We start from the raw sequence: 20,595 nt of genomic DNA, 5'->3' as shown, positions 1-20,595 counted from the left end.
GAAAGATGTGCTCAAGAGATTGGGTAAAATTGACTTAACCTTTATGCAGATTGGTATAAAAACAAATTCCCATAGCATAAATAACACCAACTCTGACACACCGAGCAGGTAGCGGCTCAGTCCAACAAGCGATTATGCAGCACAAACCACGTGCTGCATAAATACTAAATAGTTATATCTTCAGGAGATTCCGTGGGTTCTATCACATTTGAAAAAGGGCGATTCGCTGATCATTTACATGAAATCATCGGCTATAAATCTGGTATAGCAGCGTCAATAGAGCACATGTGTGATCTTTTAAGCGGGACAGGCTATGACGATGATATATCAAACTCAGAAAAGTATGGACTGCGTATTCGGTCAGAAGAATATGATTCTCTATACTATGAGCTTCTACACAAGGTTGGTGTAACTAAACAACCGTATGGAGGAATGTTTGAGATATTTCAGATTTCAAGGGAGATCGAAAAAATAGGGGGAATGAAATTTGCCCAAGACATACAAGAAATATATCAACGAAATATTTCTTTAGAGATGGAACGTGCAGCGAAAGAAAATAAAAAATCATTAGACCCGACCTTAATGATAGAAGAAGCCCACAAAAAATTTGGGAAGCGTGGTTTCGATTCAATAATGAAACTAATTAAAGGTTATGCTGAACTAATGGAGCATAGTCCTAATACAGCACTACGTTTTAATCAATTTAAAGACGTACTAAATCTCGAAGATTTATTCAAAGAATACAGCCCCGTTGTTTCTCAAGGTACTTTTCTAGATCAGCGCTTTATAGATTATCTATCAGTAAATAGTGAAAAAATTGGTCAAATTCATTGGCGAAAATTTGAAGAATTAACAGCTGAATGCTTTGCAAAATTCGGTTATACCGTTGAACTCGGTCCCGGAAGTAATGACGACGGTGTCGATGTAAGAGTATGGAATGACGCGGATAAAGGATCTCCTAAATATATTGTTCAGTGTAAAAGAACCAAATCAAAAATTGATAAAGTTACAGTTAAAGGGTTATATGCAGATACCATGCATGAAGGTAGTGAGCTAGGGATATTGGTAACATCTTCGGAGTTTAGTCCTGGAGCTAGAAAAACGGTGTCAGCTAGAAGTTATCCTATTGAAGAAGTTAATGGGGATAACATCAAGTCTTGGCTTAATGAGCTAAGAACTCCTGGCTCTGGCATTGTGAGAGTGTGAAGATATAACACATATGAGCCTTAACTCTGTCAATAAGCATTAGTGTTCTTTTTGGCCGTTTTTATAAGTGACGGCCAACTCTAAATCAATAAACAAATCCGTTTATTTCGTCTGTCGATGTGGCTGTTAAGCAAGTTGCTTACGGCAAACACATAGTGAGGCTCTCTTATTGCGATCTCATCGCTGCCTACTTTTTTCCATTTCCTTATGGGTTCGCAGGGGCACTATGCCTAAAAGGATTTAGGCAGTAGAGCGAAGCAGGACGCCAGAGCCGAGACATTCATCGGTTAACCTCATCATGGCACTATTCAAGGCGGCTGGTTTCATCATTGTGATCCAGTTAGTTTCAGGCTCAAGTCAGGTGTAAGCGACTTTGCTTATTATATTAATGCACGCGTACTGAGCGTCTAATCAAGCCAAATGACTTTGGTCGTTAGGCATATGATCAGGTTATAGCTTAATGGCTATTTACTCACCCAATTGATTGATGCTCAGCCTTTTATCCAGTTAGACGTTCAGCTCACTCAGTACCGTGACTAACGCTTTAAGAATCGGGTTTCATCGAACACAGTCTCTTTTTTAAGCATATAGTAAACACATCGACCCAGCTTATGCGCCAGCGCTGACAATGCTTTGGCTTTGCTCATTCTTTTTTGTAATTTTTCAAGGTATTGAGTGGCATTATAGTTATGGCGTAATAACAATACAGCGGCTTCAGAGAAAGCCCATTTTAAATGTGCATTACCAATTTTATTGCCCTGTGTGCCATAGGTTTTACCTGCTGACTCAGCTTTGCATTTAACAAGCCGGCTATAAGAAGCAAACTTTTGCACGCTTGGAAAGCGATTGATATCACCAATTTCATAAATAATGGTGAGTGCTAGAATACGGCCTATGCCATTAATGGTTTGCAATATACTAAGGTGAACGGGGTTATGTTGTTTGGCCATTTGTTCAATGTAATGCTCTAAAGGCTTTAGCTCTTTTTGATAGCAATCAAGTATGCCCATATCGAGATTAATAGAACGTTGTACGACAGGGTCGGGGAAGTAATAACGCATTTTTTCTCTGTCACAGACATTTTTCAAATTAACATTATGAGCGGGTAAATTGTATTGGCTTGCAGTGTTGGAGACATGGGCTTTTAAATCGGCGCCGTGGCGAACAATTTTGGTTCTGCGACGTAATAAGTCACGCGTAGCACGCATGTCTTTGTGGTAAACATAGGCAAGAGGGAAGTTGCCACCCCGCATAAGCTTAGCGATTTTATAGGAGTCTATTTTATCGTTTTTAGCTTTGCCACCATGTATAGCCTTCATGTAGAGGGCATGGCCGAGAATAAAGTGGATATTATGGTTTTTACAAAAATCAGCGACCCAATACCAACAATGCATGCATTCTACGCCAACAACAATATCGCCGATGTAGGGTTGAAGTAATTTTAGTAGTGCTTCTGGGTCATCTTTAATCTTCTTATGAACGAGGGTAAGTCCCGTATTATCAATAATACAGACGAAAAGAAGTCTGGCGTGTAAATCGATTCCACAATAATATGGATGCATGTTATTGTAAAAGTTCATTGAGCTTTCTCCTGTAGGTTTGGTTGCCTGTTTAGCGTAGCGAATAATCGCGGTGCTAGGGAGGAGGCTCAATGAGTATCAAGCTAATTAATAAGGACAAAAAATAGTTGGCTGTTTTCGTCCCTCAGCATTTTAGCAAACAATTTTTTGTCCATTATTAGGGGGTTATGCCTACATGGCGTAGGCTTGGCATATAAATGTCACATTCTTAACGTATACAAAAAGGTAAATTCTCTCCATATTATTGGCAACTTTAATTAAGAGGATTTGAACAATGGAAATGCAAGTAAATATAGATGTAATAAAAACCCAAAGAAGTACTAGAGCTTGGAGTCAAACTCAACTTGCTGAAGTGTCAGGGTTGAGTTTAAGGACAATTCAGAGAATTGAAAAGACAGGTGTCGCTTCATTAGAATCGGTAAAATCACTTGCTTCGGTACTTGAAATAGACATTAAAGATATCCAAGAGTGTTTAAACAAACCTGCCTATTCTTTAAAGTCGAAATTAGTTACTTTATTTGGTGCTGTAGGTATCATTTTGTCAGGTTTGGTAATGCTGCCTGCGACAGCGCAATCAATTATGGTTGATTTAGAATTAACTGAAAACAACGAAGAGTTAGCAAACGTTCAAATACTGAATGAAGAAAACTCGGAAAGTGAAATGAGAATTTCTGATGTTTTAAAAATCACATTCACTTCAACTAAAAAGAGCGATGGAACCGTGCTAGTTAGTACAAAACTATATGACTTATCTGATGGGAAAGAAGTGTTAATATCTTCTCCAAGTGTTCAAACTAAACATAAAGAAACTGCCGAAATTCGCTTTGGGAATTACTCTTTATTCTTAACACCGAATTTGTAGGCATAACAAGAGACTATGGCGTCAATAGCTAATTTTAAGTTTTTGGCGCTTCCCACATAACACCGTCTCTGAGCATCGAATTTAGGATCACAATCATCTTCCTGACATATGCAATAAGCGCTACTTTTTTCGGTTTCCCAGCAGCAACTAATCGCTGATAGGTTGATTTAAAAACAGGGTTAGATTGGATGGCTGACATCATTGCCATGTATAAAACGGTGCGCCAGCTTGGATTTTACGGAGCCCTTTATAGCGTCCACTTTCGCGATTCATTGGTGCAACACCTAATAAAGAACTCGCTTCTTTGTTCGACATATAGCCAAGTTCAGGTAAGTTACTGATGATGGAGGCAGCAGCAATTTTGCCAATGCCTTTCATACTTTACAGGATCGTGTTTTTGGCTGAATACTCAGGACAAAAGCAACGCCGAGCGTGAGAAAAATAGCTTTATTGGGCAAATTCGTTTATCCAGAGCTGAGGTTATTTACACTGGTAACTTACTGATATTAATTTACTGAGCAGGAAAGGTACGTATACGTTTTTGTCGTAAAGGACCTTTGTACGAGTGAGAAATAGGGTAAGCGGCAGGAATAACCTTTTTATAAAGTGCCTTAGTGTGTTTAGGTCTAACTTTTCTTCATGTTTACTGTTCAACTTTTCTATCATTTAACACTTTTCTCATGGAAGTTCTACTGTTCTTGTCAAATATAAGTTTTCATACCATTGATTTTAAAGCTTATTATTTTTTAAGATGGTTTAAGATTTACTAAGGATAATTCACAATGACTTTGGTTATTGCGGTGTTAGCTTGTCGGTGTTTTTGCACAGAACGGTCGGCTTACGATCATTTTTTGCTTAATCATCTCCATTTTTGTCAGCTTGATATATGCGCTTACACGGCCACGACACACAGGTCGCAGCAGTATAGATCAAAGCAGAGCGAGAATGTTTTATTTACTAGGTTTGCACACAGAAAAATATTATGTGAGCCTACAACAGGAATTGCTAATATGATCAATAGTTTATTTAGTAAACGATGCTGCTTAATTGCAGTGGCATCGGCTTTTTCCACAGCAGCATACAGTGCCAGTATCAAAATAGATGATGCGGTGATAGAACGTTTTGGCATAACCCAAAGCAGTTTAAAAAGTAGTATAGGAAATTGGATCGATGGAAGATACTTGCCATATACCAATCATGGCCAATATTTTTCTATTACAATCAATGGACTGAGTACTGTAGTTACAGAGAAACCAAATATAAATTGCAATTATTGGGTAGCGCTTGAGCACTTGAAAGGTGTGCCTTATGCTATTTTGTTGGCTGGTGATGGTAAGTGTGGTGGCGTAGGTCAGGTCGTTTATAGTGAAGCAGCCAAAAAACTCGGGGGAGAAAAGCATATCAGGGTAGGTGGTTATGCTTATACTGATAAAGACACGATTGTGTTCAGCAAAGCTTCAGACCCAAAAGAGGTGGCGACTATTTACCCCAGCGGCTCAAAGTATCTATACTTTGGACACCAGAATGCTCAGACTGACGAGCTAGCACAATTTGAGATCGAAGTTGTTGATCCTCAGTATGATAAGGTGCGACTGAGATTACGACATAATATTGGTAGCTTGTCTGATAAATACCTCACTCGCGTTGCGGGTAAGTTAACTGTTTCACCAACAACAGCGCCTAGCGGTGAACAATCGGTATTCAAAATTGATTTTTTCAATGACGCGAAAGAAAACACAGGTATACAGCTCATTGCCGATAATGGCGCATCGTTATTGCAAAGCAACCGTAATCACTCATTGTGGCTAGATAGCGATGCTCATACCGCACTCACTATATCAACCTTAGGGCACCTCAGTGGTATTGGGAATGTACCAAGTATTGATGGCAAAGATCCAGAGAGCTTACAACTCGCACAAAAAGCAACCGTTGCTGATTTTGAATCGTTTCACGCGCCTTTAAAAGAACAAGACTACCCTGAAAACTTGACGTTTAGGATCAATGAAGTACCTGATATGGCGCAAACGCAGAGCTATTTTGACGATACAAGCTCGGTATTTTTAGCGCTGAGCCATCAAGATGTTCGCATTATGCTTGATAAAATTAAGTATCAAAGCAAAATAATTGGCGCTGACTATGTTTATCCGATGCAGTCGGTAATTACCGTTGAGAACAAGAAGGGGGACCAGTTTCAAATATATGATAAACGCTTTATGACACCTGCCGAGTGGGAACAGCTTAAAAATCTCGCCGTGTCAGCGACTGGCAATAGAGAACCAGGTTCCGTGACGGATTTAAGTTCTATGGTATTACCTACTTACATAGACAAAGATCACTTAACTTATTTAGCAGATACACGCTGTAAAACAACGGGTAACATTTCATATGTGAAGCAGACTGATAGCTGTATTTCTTATGCCGCTGATTTTAGTGATTTACAAACTAATGCACTTACGCCGCGCTTTATAGTGGCTAAGTTACCAACACGTGTCACCGCAGACAAAGTGCAAAATTTTAGCCATAAGCGCATGGTTTCAGCTGCTTCAGCCGTCTATAAACAAGCTCAAAATTATCTGTTGTCAGATAAGTTCTTACAACGAAAAATGGACTTAGATGCCATTGAATACCTAGGTTACTTGGCGACTGTAGGGTTATCAAGCGAAGAGAAACAGCAGTTTCGCACATACCTTTCTGACACCTTAGACACGAATGCATTAGCTGCTATGCGCCCAGCCGCACAAAGTTTTTCTTTGGTACATAATGTATATCTAAATCAGTATGTGCAAGGTACCGATTGGTTTAAAGAAATTGAATCTCGTCATTATCTTTTGTCTGATGGGATTTACAAGCCATATTTGAGCACCTTCGCGTTTGAGGCTTTTGCAACGATGCCTGAACACGCCAACTATACCGCCTCACCTTATTCAATGCTGCCCGCTTATGATGCACCGTTGGTGATTTTTGGCACTATGGCGGCGGCATTGCAAACAATAGAAAAATTGCAAGGGCGAGATGCTGCGCATAGCTTTTATGCGAAAAACGGTCAAAATTATCACAAATTGTATAAAGCCTCTTCTTTAATACTGAATCAGTATGGTCAAAAGTGGATCCCCGCTAACGATAGACCGTTAAGAAGAGAATCAATAATTTATCACGCAGCTTATGAGTATGCGCAACGTTCGTATAGCGCTCCAAATGAAGTGTTGCAGTCTTTTTGCGAGTTAGATGATGCAAGCAAAAAAGCCATATTGACGGAAGATACATTGGCTGATTGTGGCTTAGTTCAACTACATCAAGAAGAAAGTGATATCGCAGAGATAAAAAAACGCCAAATCGCACGCTTTATGCGCGTAGAAAAAACGCATATCTCAGGCGGATGGGATGAAATATTATTGCCTTTGATCAGTGGACCATTGTTGGACTATGTATTTACAGGCTCACTATTTGGTGAAGAGTTTGATGGATTGCTTGAGGAGCTTGGAACAACGGATGCAAGCGAAATCGAGTTAGACACGGTTGGAAGTGAAGAGAGCGCAGAAGTTACAGAAGAAGGGTCTGCAGCAACGGAGTTGGGTGAAGAGTTATCTGAAACGCGTTTTAGCCAAGTTTGCTCTATTTAGCCATTTGATTATTGAGGTTTTTATTATGTATGTAAGATTATTTTTAGTTGCTTTCTTTTACTTAATGTCTTTTGCAGCCTTTGCTGCAGGTGGGGAAGGTGCATGTGCACTGCCCAATGCCGGTGAAGAAATAGCAGAACAAGGTATTACCGGTAACACTGAACTTAATGAAGATGAAAAATTTAAAAAAGCGGTGTCACTAGAAGGCCAGTATTGGTCGGAAAGGCGAGGCGGCGGCGAGATTGGGCAACTTAGTGGCAAAAGAACGCAGAATGCGGCCGCATACGCCAGAGCTAAAATGAGTGTTAACGATGAACTGTTACAAACTGATGGAAACATTAATATTAATGTTAAATATGCTCAGGTGAAAAATGAAAGTTGGATCACGACAGTGAGTTCTGAGGCGCCAGGAGAAGCAAATTACCGCATAGATAACATTCAAAAATATATGAAAAAAGTAGAAGCGGAATATGCAAAAGTAGGGAACACATTGAACGACACAACAAGAAAATATATTACGGAGTATTTACAGGCCAATGAGGCTGGCGGTGGTGACCTCTTGTTAAACGAAGTGAGTGGCTTGCCAGGAATGCATGCCGAAGTACAAGCGTTTAATAGGATAGTAAATCTGGCTGAAAATGAAGGTGTTACCCTGACTGAGCAAGAGTTAAAAAAGATTACAATTGCAACGGTTCGAGTCTCTAAAGAGCAAGCTAAAACTGGCGCTGACTTTGTCGCTTGTCCAAATTGCTCAGGCATTTTAAACGGCGCAGGTGTTAATATTATCACGGATAATCTGCCTGATTAATATTGTATGTTATGTAATTAACCTCAGGTTTGGATAAGGGTTTTGGAATAGAAAATGTTTTGAAAATAAGCTTACTTACAATCCAATGATGCTATTTTGTTCAATATCAAGGCGCTTTTATGCAGTAATAGCGGGTTATTACAAATGAAAGCAACGCAGAGAGTGAGAAAAATAGCTTTATTGGGCAAATTCGCTTATCTAGAGCTGAGGTTAACTAACAACGGAGTGTTGCTAGGAATGCTTTAAGTGATTTGTTTGCAACGTTTTACAGTCCTTTGATAGCACGGTGTGTACACCGTGCTTTTTTGTATGGAGATGATAGTCATTTAGCATGAGGGAGCTAGGAGTAACTTTGATCAGGCAAGGAAGTGGGGAGCGGGAAATTCTGATAATGAAGTAGCTGAATAGTGTACTTACGCAAGCTTTACGCAGAACAACAAGTTTTATCCCGACAAGCGGCAGAAAAGGATGTTAAATGATATAAAGTAATTGGGTAGTACGGCATTTTTTGCAAAATGTGCCTATTTCGGGTTACATTACAATCAGTTTAACATGGCCATACTTTTAGGCACTGGAGATTGAAGAAGGAAATTATGCATCTTGCTCAATTGAATATAGCCAAAGCGAAATATGCTTTAGAGTCTGAAAATATGGCAGACTTTGTAGATAATTTGGAACCGGTCAATCATCTTGCCGATTTAAGTGAGGGGTTCATCTGGCGTTTGCAAGATGAAACTGGCGATGCGACGCAGATTAAGGCTTTCTCAGACCCTAAAATTATACTAAACATGTCGGTTTGGGCATCAACAGATGCACTTAAGCACTTTATGTTTAAAACGCATCACAAAAGCTTTTTAAGCCGTAAAAAAGAATGGTTTCATCAGCTTCCAGAACAAAGTTATGTACTGTGGTGGATACCGACTGGTCATATACCAACCGTTGAGGAGGCCGTAGATAAATTAATGTACCTTCGTAAAAATGGCGATACGCCATATGCCTTTACATTTAAAAATCTCTTTAGTTCAACGGAGTATGAAACGCATAAAAATGAAATCTCATAAATCTTGCCAATATCAAACAATAATAATGGCTCAGGTTAATATGTTATTGTTGTTTTAATTAGTATCAGGCTGTAGTTAATAAAACCACAGATAATAAATATTATTATCTTTAAGTGTTGTGAAATATAACCATATAAAATCAACGATAAGGGAAAGGATTATGTGTATAGAAAAATTACTTGTTGGAACGATGTTCGTATTATCCAGTTTATACACCAGCAGTGCGCTTGCTGGCCCTGAAGATAAGGATGCGATATGGCGCGCAGTGCATGAAAACCCACACAGAACAACAAAAGAGATTGAACGAGACCAATATCGCAATCCTGAGCAGGTACTGCGATTTATGGGTATTAAAGACACTTCAGCAGTAGGTGAAGTTGCCCCTGGTGGAAACTGGTATACCCATATTCTGGCTCCTTTACTAAAAGACAAAGGCCGTTATGTTGGTTTGCAGCACAACCCTGAATACTACGGTAAGTGGCCTAAATGGGCTAAAAAATTGGCTGCTTACCCAGATGAAATTAAAAACAATCCTGATTTATATGGCACCAATGCAATTGGGGCTTTTCTTCCTGTAACCAAAGGCTCCGCAGTAGAGCAAGGGTCGTTAGATGTTGTTTTCATTACGCGTACAATGCATAACTGGCAAAATCAAGCGCGATTAGACAATGGTTTAAAGCAGGCAAGGCAACTATTAAAAGAGGGAGGGACGTTGGCCATTGTGCAGCATAGGGAAAATGAAAATTATAAAGGAGATCGGGTATCTGCATCAAAGCGTGGCCGTTGGAAGCAAACAGATCTTGTGAATGTGGTTGAGTCGTTCGGGTTTAAATTAGTCGCCAGCTCTGAAATAAATGCAAACCCGAAAGATACGAAGAACTATGATAAAGGTGTTTGGACATTACCTCCGAGCCTAGCGTTGAAGGAAAAAGACCAAAAGAAATATATCACCATTGGTGAGTCTGATCGCATGACCTTAAAATTTGTTAAAGCGCAACTCTAAAATAAAAGCTGTGAGATTTTAAAAATGACAAAGGCGTTTCATATAAGTAGTATGCAAGCGTCTTAACTATTAGCAATTTGTGTAAAAGTTTACCTTTATACTCGATATTATACCTACCTACTATAAATGATAGTGGGCCACGATAGCTGTTAATTTAAAGCTTAAAGGAAATCGTGGTAGTAGTTAAAAATCCTACATGATCAAACCTCATTTAAACGTGAAAAGAAAAACTAAAAATTCAATTGAATAGTTATAGTAAAAATATCAATGCCGCTTCGTATTATCTTTATTTAGCCGCATGATTAACGGAAATACATTAGGGAAAATGACATGAAAAACTTCTTATTTTTGCTACTTATTTGTGTAGCAACGCATACGAGTGTAGTTGCAACTGAATTAGTCCTGCCAGAGAGTATGACGAAAGACGACACGGCACTTGCCGCTTCGATGCAGCAACTGGCTAAGCAAGTATTAACGCTATGTGAGCAGTCGGCATGTCATTTAGACAATGACATGCTATTTAGAGTGCAAAGTGCGGCAGGTTTACATGGGAAAGCATTGCTTACACTTGAGCAGCTAAAAAAAATCAAAGGAGATGATAACGGCGAGTTAATCGCATCGCTAGTACCGTTTTATGTCGTGGCTCAGGTCCAAAATGGGTTGTGGTCGAATGAACCGAGCCTGAAGCGCGTGTTTTCACAGGCTTTTCGTACTGTCTTTGCGAGTCTCGATAATAAGCGTGCGAGTAAAGCAATACAGTGGTTTAAACGTGACGTAAAAGAGACCCATCAAGCCTTTGATTTAGTACTTGAAAAGCATAAACATAAAACAAAAATATCACGGGTAGCAGCGATTGAGTTACTACGACATTTCCAACATTATCAAGCCCATCAACTTTGGGCGCCATTTGTCGGGTCATTAATCGCTGAGGATGATGATAAACGTTATATTATCGACAAGAATGTACTGATAAAAATGCCCGACGGCGCACACGTAGCGGCAATGATCGTTCGACCAAAAAACAACAAGAAAACACTACCGACCTTACTGAATTTTACTATCTATCATAATGCAGAAAAGGAATTTTCCAAAATAAGAGAGTCTGCAGCGCGTGGTTATGCGGGGGCCGTCGCTTACACACGCGGGAAAGGTCATAGCCCTGATATACCCATCCCGTATGAACATGATGGAGAAGATGCCAGCAATGTTATTAATTGGCTCAGTAAACAAAGGTGGAGTGATGGTCGAGTTGGTATGTTTGGCGGTAGCTACGATGGTTTCACACAATGGGCCGCACTAAAGCATTTGCCACCAGCATTAAAAACAATTGTACCCTATGTGGCTAATAATCCCGGTGATGGCTTACCGATGGAGAACAATATTTTTCTATTCGTGAATTATGCATGGCCTTTTTATACGACGAATAACAAAACGCTCGATAATGAGATTTACTCAGACCATAAACGTTGGAATGAATTAAATGAAAAGTGGTATCAAAGCGGTAAGTCTTATCGTGAAGTAGATAGTGTCGATGGTCTAGAAAATAAGTGGCTACAGCGTTGGTTATTACATCCAAGTTACGATAAGTATTGGCAGAACATGGTCCCTTATAAAGATGAATTCGCTAAGGTTAACATTCCAGTGTTAACTATCACTGGGTATTATGACGATGGCCAACAGTCAGCTTTGCATTATCTGAAAGAGCACTACAAGTATAACTCTAATGCGGAACATTATTTACTAATAGGTCCCTATGACCATTTTGGTGCGCAGGCGGTGAAAAAGTCATCGACGTTAAGAAGTTATACGATAGACCCTGTAGCGCATTTTGATACGTCAGAAATTACTTATCAATGGATGGATCATATATTTTATGGGGCGCAAAAACCGAGCCTGCTAAAAGATAAAATAAATTATCAAGTAATGGGGAGCAACGAATGGAAGCATGCTCCATCGATTGAAAAACAAAGTAATGAAGTACTGACGCTCTATTTGAGTAACCTCAAAAGTGGAGATAAAAATCAATTAACTTCGGCTTATCCCTCAGAATCAGGTTTTTTGTATCAAGAAGTAGATTTTTCAGATAGGAAAACCTCCAATAATGATTATTACCCTTACCCAATCGTTGGTAAAAAGCCCGATTTATCCAATGGCTATTCATTTATAAGTGCGCCATTTGACACTGAAATTGAAGTTTCGGGTACATTCTCTGGGGAGATAAAAGCCACTATCAATAAAAAAGATATGGATATCGGGGTGGTGTTGTATGAGGTGATGCCAAATGGGGCGTTATTTCACTTGTCTTATTTTTTAGGCCGAGCGAGTTATGCAAAAGACATGAGTAAAAGAAGCTTGCTTACGCCTTACAAGGTAACGTCAATTCCATTTGATAAAACCAGGATGGTGAGCCGTAAGTTAAGTAAAGGGAGTCGCTTACTGGTGACACTGAATATTAATAAAAACTCGTTTGCACAGATAAATTATGGCACCGGTAAAGATGTGAGTGACGAAAATATAAGTGATGCAAAAGAGCCACTGCAGATCAAATGGCATAACAACAGCTCTATAAATGTGCCAATTTATCGAGAGGGTGAATAGAAATGCTATCCACCGCATTGCTTTGGGTATTCACGAAAGTAACGGAAATGGATATAAAGTATGAGCAACTCTATATCGTGAACTTTTAAACAACATAGCTACCATATGGAAAGCTATGTTGTCCAATTATACTATTAGTTGAAATATTCACGATATTCAGAAAAAGCGGCTTGTACTTTAGGATCCCCTTTTAATTCGGTTAGAAACTTTGGTAATGTATCTTGTAAAAACAGTATCTCCGAAGGCTTTGTTTTATGATCCTTATATGCTGCGGTCCACATATTATTGATATCTTTTGAATCCATAGAGTACTCGAAATGCGCTATGGATTTTCCTTGTACAAACACATCATATCGAACTTTAAACTCAGTATTCGACACCAAAGGGATGAGCCCTAAGGTTGAAGCAGATAGCATCATAGATGAAAACTGTGTTGAGTCTTGTTTTGTTTTATGGCCTTTGAGTACCCGGACACCTATTGGTAACCCTACAGCTTCTTTATCAAGTGTTTCAAAAGCTTGATATTTATTAAATTTATCTAAAAACAACTCGTTTTCGACATTGCTAACAAAGAATACTGGAGGGTAAACAGGTGATGAGTGATCATATTCGATTAGTGCAGTTTTTGTCGTATTTGAGATCTCCGTTTTAAGATCATTTTGCGCTAACGCACCAAAAGAAAGTACACCTATGTAACTGACTGCAATCGCTGCTTTTTTGATTAATTTCATTTAAGCCTCTTATTTATAGCATAATACTTGTGTTGAATATTCAGTGGCATCAGCAGATGCTTTTTCAAATTGAGCACTATTTTCACTGACTTCATACGTAACATTGTTTTTATTCAGGTAGCGCTTTAATAAGTTTGCGCGAATGCCAAAATTGACGTTTTGCGATGTTGTACCTGAGTTCTTCAGCATCATAACTTGGTTGAGACTACTTGTTACCATTCCCGCAAGGTTACCTTTGAAGTCGATAATGGCACCTCCACTATTACCTGGTTGAATGGGAATAGAGTATTGGAAATAGCCTTGCGCGCCTTTTAAGCCTCCTAGTGAGCTAATATTTCCCATAGTAAGAGATGGATAATCAGCTAAGATCCCAGCTAATGGGTAGCCGGTGGTAAAGACCTGTTTTCCCAAGCTTATTTGGTCTTCAACATTAAATGTAGCACTGTGAGAGTTATTGTGTTTAGTTTTGAGAACTGCTACATCTAGTAAGTTGCTTTTGCTAACTAATTCAGCATCAAAGCGCTGGCCTTTAAATTGTGTTTCATAATAGATACATTCATCAATTACATGAGCGGCAGTAATGAGCTCTCCACTTTTATTGATATAAAAGCCTGTACCGGAGTTGATTGGCTTGAGGTCATGGAAGAATGTTTTGATAGGTTTTCTTGCTTTAAGAATAGATGATTGGCTACTGACATACTTATCTATCTGCGCATAGTTTTGATTTAAGAACTCTATAAGTAGCTCTTTTGTAGCTTTTGCAAAAGCGTTATACACAGCGTTGAAATCGTATAGACCACCAGTGCCACTGGCATTTGCCTTAATATTTTTTTGGAAAATAATATTTCCTTCGTGATCTAGCATGGTCATATGAAAATTTGAATTCCACCCACCCCAAGCATAATCCCAGTCACTAATAGCTTTTAATTTTACTAAATACGCAAACTTTGTAGTGCTGTTTAGTTTTTCAGACGAGATAAAGAAATCTGATGTAACCAGTTGAGCTGCTTCTTCTAGTTTTCCTATGAAGTTTACTTTCTTTTCCGGAACAGTTCTATCTACGTGAAATGCGATAGGTAATGCAATAGGAAGAGAGAGATTAGAGTTAAGTTTTTGTTTGGTTTTGATGTTTGCAGCATTATTAATAGGTGTTGCTTCACAGCCCACCAAAAGTACCACTACCAACAAAGTGAATATAAAGCGCATTAACTATCCCTTATAGATTCAAATAAAAGCTATGTCTAGTATTTATGTAACTACCCAGATTTTGGGGCGTCATTATTTGCTTTATTCGAGCGTTTAGCAAGCTTTACTACAATAACTTTAGAAACACACTGTCTCCTCAGCGCAAAATTGTCTTTATCTTATTGGTTAATATGAATAAGGTATTGATTAAAGGTGTTAATAAAAACCTCTATTTAGCACAGTGGTTTTTAAGTTTGATATGGTAAGTAAACTAATCAAGCCAAATAAATTGGGGCTACCCCTTAAGCAGAAAAGACTTTTTATGAATTAATGGAGGTTATTTAATTGGTAAAGTGTATCTAATTCGTTTCCTATTGGTAGTATATCAGTATGATGAAAAACAAGTGATTGAGGATTGTGTATGCTAGAGATACGTCCTAATTGTGAGTGCTGTGATAAGGATTTATTACCAGACTCTACAGAAGCAATGATCTGCACTTATGAGTGTACTTTTTGCGTTAAGTGTGTTGATGAAATACTTGAAAATGTCTGTCCAAACTGCGGCGGAGGCTTTACTTCACGGCCTATTCGGCCGAAAATTGCCAGACGTGCAGGCTTAAGCATTGTTGACCAGCCAGCGTCAACTAAGCGAGTGCATACCAAATATAAGATTGAGGAACTTAAGCGGTTCTCTCAAGCTGTCAAAAAGATAAAACCACAAGAACGGTGACATAGAGTATCGGGTTAAAAAGCATTATGGTGTGACTCAAATCTTACAAGGCTATGTTTAGTGTAATGGGCAGAGTAGTTTACTTGTAATTTGATGAAAGAGAACATATTCGGAATATTGAGCAATACTCCAAAAAGATGAATCTGTGATAGGAAAGGACATGATAAATTGAAAAACGGCTCACTCATAATAATATTATTTTGCTTGTTTGGGACAGCACCTTGTATGGCTAATAGTACGCCTGAAACAACTTTGAGCCAATTGTGGCAAGCGTTGTCACATGCACCAGAAGAAAAGCCTAATATTGCGAAGTTAAAGACGTTATTACATCCAAAATCGACGGTTTATGGCTCACAAGTTAAAGGACAACAACCTGTATTTTCGACTATGTTGGGCACAGAGTTTATCGAAGCGGTGAATAAACCTTCTAGTACTGGGTTTTATGAATGTGAAATAGCAAGAACAGTAGAAGAGTATGATAGATTCGCTCATGTTTACAGCATTGTTGAAACACGCTCGAATAAAGCGCAAATAGCCGCTGATTTTGTGGGTGTAAATAGTATTCAGTTATACCGTGCAACTGATAAGTGGCAAATTTTATCAATGTATTATCATATTGCAGATCCCAAGCTACCTTTATCTCTTGGTGATGGTCAATCTGGTAAGTGCATAGACTAGTATGTGAAAGCCAACCATAAATATGTTTATGAGTGAAATAAGCAGGCATGCTATAAAATAGTTACCCGTTTTTTCAGGTTTTAATATAGTAAAGTTGTCACTACCATTTACAATGAACACTATCCAGTAATTTTATTAGTTATTAATATATGTTTATTGATCTTTAAATTTAAAGTGTGAATTTCCCCTTCTGTACTTTTAATAACCGAGTTTGTTGTTGTTATAGCTTAGTTTTATATTTTAAAAAATATTGAACTTAGTGTGGTTTTACATGAAAAAATAAAGTACTTTAATAAAGTCATAGTTTTTATGGCGTAATAACAATAGCTCATAAGGAATATAAGTTATGAAGTTCACATATCTACTCCCAGTAGCAATACTAGCTGCATCAAGTTGTTCATTTAATGTAATGAGTGCTCCTGATATAGTTTTAAATACACCATTAGAAAATACACCAATAGTACATGATCAAGAGGCTGCGTTTAATTCTATAATAGAATTTGAAAATGCAGATAAAGGCGGTCAATCAGCAGAAGCTTATGAACGCTGTCGCCCGACAGTATATACTCGATACACAAGTGTCAGAATGGGTGACAACCGAACGATTGCAAGCTTTACGCATGATGGAGGTAATTGTCGTAGGTATAGTTTCGGTATTATGAGAAATTATGATGGGCATGACTTTAAAGTAACACTGGTTGATAGTGATGGTAAAAAAGTCGCTGGTGGTTACAGTGTGGCTGTTTCTACGTCAATATTCCAAGCTGGTAAGTACTATTGGCAAGTAGAGAATAGAACAACGACAGGCTCTAAAACATATGGCGGTATGACATATGAAGTAAGATCTGGGGGCTAATTAACCCTACCAGAGGCGGTTTATGAGAACAGTTTCATAAATCGTCTCTCATAAAAGTTAATTGAATGTAATTTTTAAGTTTTGTAAGGCAAAGCCGATAAAGTGAAGTAACCTAGTTTAAAAGGATCTTTATGAAAATTAATATTAATTCACTTCATACCCAGATTGGCAATAAAGCTTCTTTTTTGGAGCCTGTAACGGGTGAACAAGTAAAGAATCAGGCAGCCCCAGATGTGGGCAATGAAAGCAGCACGGTTGATACCGATACAAATGAGACACAGAGCGATTTTGATTTAACTTTAGTCAAAGGCAGTGCTTATGAGCAGATTTTTAATAAAGAAGATCTTGATTTCTCTAATATGAGTCTCAATGAATTATACAGTCTTGTTCAAGATGTAAACGCAATGCATAGAGAGTATGCAAAAGAGCACGGTAATGATGAACCTACGAGGATTGGTAGATTTGGCACGCCGATCATATCTAAAGAGAGAGAAGCGCTCCTTGATTTAGAGGGGACGTTAGAGGTACTTTCTTTTGGCGGTGGCCGTGTTGACCCCAATGAGAAAATTGATGTTGCTGCGTATTTTTCTAATCAGGCGGAACTTACCACTGCGCAAGCAAAAGCAGCACCAGATCGAGACGATTATAGTATTTCAGCTTCGTATATGAAGGAAATACGCAATACGGTCGAAAAGTTTATATTAGATGATACATTTGAATTGTATAAAGAAAAAGCAGCTGTATTATTAACCGATAAGCCTAAGGTTAATACCTATATTTAACAGCAAATTATGACTTTATAGCAGACTTACTATTTTTAATTAAGACTTAATGTTTTATAGACTATGTGTTTGGGCTTGATTTTTGAGTATATTTTTTATGAACTTAATTGAATGAAAGATATACTCACCGTAATGCATATTTTGATGTTAAACCACTTAAATCACGACATCATGGGTATGAGGAAGTTGTGAGAGTACTTCATCAATTCGGGTGATCCCTAAATCAAACTCAGCACGGTTGTTTGGTCCGCCAAGGGTGAGTCGAATACCATTGACTGGTTGTGTAGTTTGTTCACTATGGGGATTAACAAACACGTCTATGGCGCGCACCAAGACTTTATTTGCTTTTAGCTGACTTGTTAAAGAGTGCATATTAAGATGCAATGGCAAAGGTAAATATACATTAAGCCCAGCAAAGGATGCTGGCAGTTGATGTTTAGTCATTATCATTTTAAGTGTGTCGATACGGTAGGTTAACTCTTTTGCTAGCTTTTCTTGATTGTGGGCAAAATCAGGGTTTTTCATTACGCGCATTAGCAATTCAAAATTCATCATAGAAACGGCCCAGCACTGGGCATGGAGTTGCTGTAATACAGACTTTTGCCATAATATCGGTGCTAACAAATAACCGACACGTAAACCGCCAGCAAAATATTTAGATAAGCTGGCCAAATAAAATACTCTATCAGGCGCTTTTTGCCACAAAGGAAGGCGCCAATTTTGTGGTAGACAGTAGTTTACGTCGTCCTCCAGAATAAAAAAATTGTAACGTCGGCTCAGTGCTAATAGTTGCGCTAGGTTTTCTTCACTGTATTGTAAATTAGTGGGATTTTGGCAATTTGGTGTGATGTATATGGCTTTAATATCGCTACTTTGACATAGCCTTTCTAGCTCATCTAGGTTTATTCCGTCGTTGCCAAGCTCAATGCCTTGTGTTTTCAAGTTGAGTGATTGGCAGGCGTTATAAAACCCTGGATATGTCATAGCTTCATGCAACACCAATTCGCCAGGTTGACATAGTGTAGCTAATGTTGCGTAAATCGCCTGTTGTGCGCCTTGGCAAAATATAATTTCTTGCTGTTCACAATGAATCCCCTTGTCTTTGAGCCACTGTTTAAAAAATTGTTGATGACGTGCAAGTCCGTTAAGTTTGTAAACCATAACTTCTTGCAGCATAGCAGGCTCTTCTGCCAATGATTGCATTGCAGCACCAAGAACTTGTTGTTGCCCCAGCATAGGCTGCATACTTGAAGCAAAGTCTGTTTCAAGTGCAGTATCTAAAGTTTGCTCTCTAACTGCGATAAATGTGCCAGCTCCAAGCTTGGCATTAACTAGTCCTCGTTGCTCTAGCAATGCATAAGCGCGGGTTACTGTGCCATGCGTTATACAAAGGCGATCAGCCAATTGCCTTTGTGGTGGTAGTTTACAACCAAAAACCAACTGTTGATCATCAATTGCTTGCTCAACCAATTCCGCCAATGCGCGGTATTTGGGCTGATGTGTTGATAAAGATGTGAACTGTGATAATTCTGGCTGCCAAATTGTATTCATAACAATAAATTTATTGATGTCTTTGTATCATTATGCCAATAAATAGTCCTAGTTGAAAATAAATATTGTATCAATACAATTAAAGAGGGGTAGAGTGTTCAATGAAGAGTTAATAGCGTTAATTCCTGCACTGGTTTTATTTTGCTTCACAGCAGCTTTCACCCCAGGGCCTAATAATATTTTACTGACTTTGTCAGGGGCAAAGTTTGGTGTAAAGCGCACAATTCCGCATATTTTTGGGATCCGTGTTGGCATGACGGTAATGCACATTGTAATGCTGTGTGGACTCGGGAGCTTGTTCAGTATGTTGCCTATTTTGCATGTTGCATTACAAGCTATCGCATGCGGATACATTTTGTATTTAGCCAGTAAAATTATTCAATCAGGGGCGCAAGTAAACAGCCAAGTGCTATTGCAACCCATGAGTGTCAATCAAGCGGCTGTTTTTCAGTTAATTAATCCTAAGTCTATTAGCATGTTACTGTCGCTTTGTAGTGCATTGACCATTCCTGGAGAGCTATTTTGGGACTCTGCGATTTTAGGATTGGTTGTTTTTAATTTGGTTGGAATATGTTGTGCTGTTTTTTGGGTATTTGCTGGCAAATATATTAATCGCTATCTACACAAACCAAAGCAGCGCAGTCGTTTTAATATCGTGATGGCATTGCTGTTGGTCGCGTGCTTACCATTAATTTTTATTTAAGGAAGGGCAAATTATGCAACTTATACATACCTTGTCTGCTACACAATTTGATGAAGTATATCGGTATTTGGCTCAACGCAGTTATTGGAGCAAAGGAATCGATAAGTCTTTGCTCAAGAGGGCGTTACAACATTCTTTATGCTTTGCACTTGTTGATGGTAAGCAATTATTGGCATTTGGGCGTGTTGTTACCGACCATGCAACTTTTGCGAATTTACTTGATGTGTTTGTATTAGAGCAATACCGAGGTCAGGGTTTGGGGAAGAAGCTCATCGATGCCGTTATGACTCATCCAGATTTACAGACTCTGAGGCGCTTTACGTTAGCAACTAAAGATGCACATGGTTTATATCAACAGTTCGGTTTTACACCCATTGCTGACCCTAATATTGCAATGGAAAAGTATGTTGCGAGCATTTACACCGTGTGATGAATAACTAAACCTCTATTAGTCAGGTGAGACTGCTTGAGTCTTTACCTGTCTCCTATCACTATAAATCTAGTATGATAGTACTATAATAACTATTCATCATTGCCTTTAGCCGTTAAACTTACTTATGTAGTTCATACTAAGTAATGGCTTTGTATTAATCATTTCCCACATACAAAGTTATTTAGATTGTTGGGTGAGATAAGGACGG

General features: G+C 38.6%; 17 protein-coding genes and 1 pseudogene. 13 read left to right on the top strand and 5 right to left on the bottom strand.

The features are described 5' to 3' along the window. Positions 1-192 precede the first annotated feature (192 nt). A complete protein-coding gene (locus J8L98_RS25210) occupies positions 193-1,206 on the top strand; it encodes a restriction endonuclease (protein WP_210998069.1) in 1,014 nt (337 codons plus the stop codon). Positions 1,207-1,742: 536 nt separating this feature from the next. Here the strand turns inward: J8L98_RS25210 and J8L98_RS21075 are convergent. Beyond that, entirely contained in the window at positions 1,743-2,786 is a 1,044-nt protein-coding gene (locus tag J8L98_RS21075; RefSeq protein WP_210998068.1) for an IS110 family transposase, read from the bottom strand. A gap of 274 nt (positions 2,787-3,060) precedes the next feature. On the opposite strand from J8L98_RS21075, the gene J8L98_RS21070 reads away from it, so the two are divergent. Then, complete coding sequence (locus tag J8L98_RS21070; protein WP_247682651.1) at positions 3,061-3,648, top strand: helix-turn-helix domain-containing protein; 588 nt, start codon at positions 3,061-3,063, stop codon at positions 3,646-3,648. 34 nt (positions 3,649-3,682) lie between these two features. On the opposite strand, the pseudogene J8L98_RS21065 reads toward J8L98_RS21070, so the two are convergent. Beyond that, positions 3,683-4,065: pseudogene (locus J8L98_RS21065) on the bottom strand (transposase); the annotation flags it as partial. 593 nt (positions 4,066-4,658) lie between these two features. Between J8L98_RS21065 and J8L98_RS21060 the strand changes: the two are divergent. The 5 genes from J8L98_RS21060 to J8L98_RS21040 all read left to right on the top strand — a co-directional run bounded on the left by J8L98_RS21060 (position 4,659) and on the right by J8L98_RS21040 (position 12,738). After that, positions 4,659-7,268 carry a hypothetical protein gene (locus J8L98_RS21060; RefSeq protein ID WP_210998067.1) on the top strand — a complete coding sequence of 870 codons (2,610 nt, stop codon included), beginning with the start codon at positions 4,659-4,661 and terminating at the stop codon, positions 7,266-7,268. A 25-nt stretch (positions 7,269-7,293) separates the two neighbouring features. Further along, a complete protein-coding gene (locus J8L98_RS21055) occupies positions 7,294-8,076 on the top strand; it encodes a YwqJ-related putative deaminase (RefSeq protein ID WP_210998066.1) in 783 nt (260 codons plus the stop codon). 593 nt (positions 8,077-8,669) lie between these two features. Further along, positions 8,670-9,137 (top strand): DUF3291 domain-containing protein, encoded by a 468-nt coding sequence (locus J8L98_RS21050; protein WP_210998065.1) that lies wholly within the window; start codon positions 8,670-8,672, stop codon positions 9,135-9,137. Positions 9,138-9,297: 160 nt separating this feature from the next. Beyond that, positions 9,298-10,140: a class I SAM-dependent methyltransferase gene (locus J8L98_RS21045; RefSeq protein WP_210998064.1), complete on the top strand. Its 843-nt coding sequence runs from the start codon at positions 9,298-9,300 to the stop codon at positions 10,138-10,140. 330 nt (positions 10,141-10,470) lie between these two features. Next, positions 10,471-12,738, top strand: a complete 2,268-nt coding sequence (locus J8L98_RS21040; RefSeq protein ID WP_210998063.1) for a CocE/NonD family hydrolase — start codon at positions 10,471-10,473, stop codon at positions 12,736-12,738. A 134-nt stretch (positions 12,739-12,872) separates the two neighbouring features. Here J8L98_RS21040 and J8L98_RS21035 read toward each other — a convergent pair whose 3' ends face one another. Then, the gene (locus tag J8L98_RS21035; RefSeq protein WP_210998062.1) at positions 12,873-13,469 is read right to left on the bottom strand and encodes a hypothetical protein; all 597 of its coding nucleotides are present in this window, start codon (positions 13,467-13,469) and stop codon (positions 12,873-12,875) included. A gap of 9 nt (positions 13,470-13,478) precedes the next feature. Continuing rightward, positions 13,479-14,675, bottom strand: a complete 1,197-nt coding sequence (locus J8L98_RS21030) for a serine protease (protein WP_210998061.1) — start codon at positions 14,673-14,675, stop codon at positions 13,479-13,481. A gap of 400 nt (positions 14,676-15,075) precedes the next feature. Here J8L98_RS21030 and J8L98_RS21025 point away from each other — a divergent pair, with 400 nt between their 5' ends. The 4 genes from J8L98_RS21025 to J8L98_RS21010 all read left to right on the top strand — a co-directional run bounded on the left by J8L98_RS21025 (position 15,076) and on the right by J8L98_RS21010 (position 17,700). Further along, entirely contained in the window at positions 15,076-15,384 is a 309-nt protein-coding gene (locus J8L98_RS21025) for a DUF1272 domain-containing protein (protein ID WP_210998060.1), read from the top strand. A 225-nt stretch (positions 15,385-15,609) separates the two neighbouring features. Further along, positions 15,610-16,062: a hypothetical protein gene (locus tag J8L98_RS21020; RefSeq protein WP_210998059.1), complete on the top strand. Its 453-nt coding sequence runs from the start codon at positions 15,610-15,612 to the stop codon at positions 16,060-16,062. 346 nt (positions 16,063-16,408) lie between these two features. Then, positions 16,409-16,918 carry a hypothetical protein gene (locus J8L98_RS21015; protein WP_210998058.1) on the top strand — a complete coding sequence of 170 codons (510 nt, stop codon included), beginning with the start codon at positions 16,409-16,411 and terminating at the stop codon, positions 16,916-16,918. Positions 16,919-17,049: 131 nt separating this feature from the next. Then, positions 17,050-17,700: a hypothetical protein gene (locus J8L98_RS21010; RefSeq protein ID WP_210998057.1), complete on the top strand. Its 651-nt coding sequence runs from the start codon at positions 17,050-17,052 to the stop codon at positions 17,698-17,700. Positions 17,701-17,856: 156 nt separating this feature from the next. Here J8L98_RS21010 and J8L98_RS21005 read toward each other — a convergent pair whose 3' ends face one another. Beyond that, entirely contained in the window at positions 17,857-19,251 is a 1,395-nt protein-coding gene (locus J8L98_RS21005) for a PLP-dependent aminotransferase family protein (RefSeq protein ID WP_210998056.1), read from the bottom strand. A gap of 94 nt (positions 19,252-19,345) precedes the next feature. On the opposite strand from J8L98_RS21005, the gene J8L98_RS21000 reads away from it, so the two are divergent. Together J8L98_RS21000 and J8L98_RS20995 are read left to right on the top strand one after the other, a co-directional pair. Then, entirely contained in the window at positions 19,346-19,954 is a 609-nt protein-coding gene (locus J8L98_RS21000; RefSeq protein WP_210998055.1) for a LysE family translocator, read from the top strand. A gap of 13 nt (positions 19,955-19,967) precedes the next feature. Further along, positions 19,968-20,384: a GNAT family N-acetyltransferase gene (locus J8L98_RS20995; protein ID WP_210998054.1), complete on the top strand. Its 417-nt coding sequence runs from the start codon at positions 19,968-19,970 to the stop codon at positions 20,382-20,384. Positions 20,385-20,595: the final 211 nt, after the last annotated feature.

Origin of the sequence: Pseudoalteromonas sp. MMG013 (assembly GCF_018100885.1) — a bacterium.
Classification (GTDB): domain Bacteria; phylum Pseudomonadota; class Gammaproteobacteria; order Enterobacterales; family Alteromonadaceae; genus Pseudoalteromonas; species Pseudoalteromonas aurantia.
The sequence above is the reverse complement of the archived record's forward strand: the minus strand, read 5'-3'. Positions and strand labels throughout refer to the sequence as shown.

What these genes read in the sequence shown, in the direction of transcription:
- J8L98_RS21045 (WP_210998064.1), top strand. Translation starts at nt 9,298, where the DNA reads ATGTGTATAGAAAAATTACTTGTTGGAACGATGTTCGTATTATCCAGT.
- J8L98_RS21055 (WP_210998066.1), top strand. Translation starts at nt 7,294, where the DNA reads ATGTATGTAAGATTATTTTTAGTTGCTTTCTTTTACTTAATGTCTTTT.
- J8L98_RS21020 (WP_210998059.1), top strand. Translation starts at nt 15,610, where the DNA reads ATGGCTAATAGTACGCCTGAAACAACTTTGAGCCAATTGTGGCAAGCG.
- J8L98_RS21030 (WP_210998061.1), bottom strand. Translation starts at nt 14,675, where the DNA reads ATGCGCTTTATATTCACTTTGTTGGTAGTGGTACTTTTGGTGGGCTGT.
- J8L98_RS21025 (WP_210998060.1), top strand. Translation starts at nt 15,076, where the DNA reads ATGCTAGAGATACGTCCTAATTGTGAGTGCTGTGATAAGGATTTATTA.
- J8L98_RS20995 (WP_210998054.1), top strand. Translation starts at nt 19,968, where the DNA reads ATGCAACTTATACATACCTTGTCTGCTACACAATTTGATGAAGTATAT.
- J8L98_RS21050 (WP_210998065.1), top strand. Translation starts at nt 8,670, where the DNA reads ATGCATCTTGCTCAATTGAATATAGCCAAAGCGAAATATGCTTTAGAG.
- J8L98_RS21070 (WP_247682651.1), top strand. Translation starts at nt 3,061, where the DNA reads ATGGAAATGCAAGTAAATATAGATGTAATAAAAACCCAAAGAAGTACT.
- J8L98_RS21075 (WP_210998068.1), bottom strand. Translation starts at nt 2,786, where the DNA reads ATGAACTTTTACAATAACATGCATCCATATTATTGTGGAATCGATTTA.
- J8L98_RS21005 (WP_210998056.1), bottom strand. Translation starts at nt 19,251, where the DNA reads ATGAATACAATTTGGCAGCCAGAATTATCACAGTTCACATCTTTATCA.
- J8L98_RS21040 (WP_210998063.1), top strand. Translation starts at nt 10,471, where the DNA reads ATGAAAAACTTCTTATTTTTGCTACTTATTTGTGTAGCAACGCATACG.
- J8L98_RS21035 (WP_210998062.1), bottom strand. Translation starts at nt 13,469, where the DNA reads ATGAAATTAATCAAAAAAGCAGCGATTGCAGTCAGTTACATAGGTGTA.
- J8L98_RS21060 (WP_210998067.1), top strand. Translation starts at nt 4,659, where the DNA reads ATGATCAATAGTTTATTTAGTAAACGATGCTGCTTAATTGCAGTGGCA.
- J8L98_RS21015 (WP_210998058.1), top strand. Translation starts at nt 16,409, where the DNA reads ATGAAGTTCACATATCTACTCCCAGTAGCAATACTAGCTGCATCAAGT.
- J8L98_RS21010 (WP_210998057.1), top strand. Translation starts at nt 17,050, where the DNA reads ATGAAAATTAATATTAATTCACTTCATACCCAGATTGGCAATAAAGCT.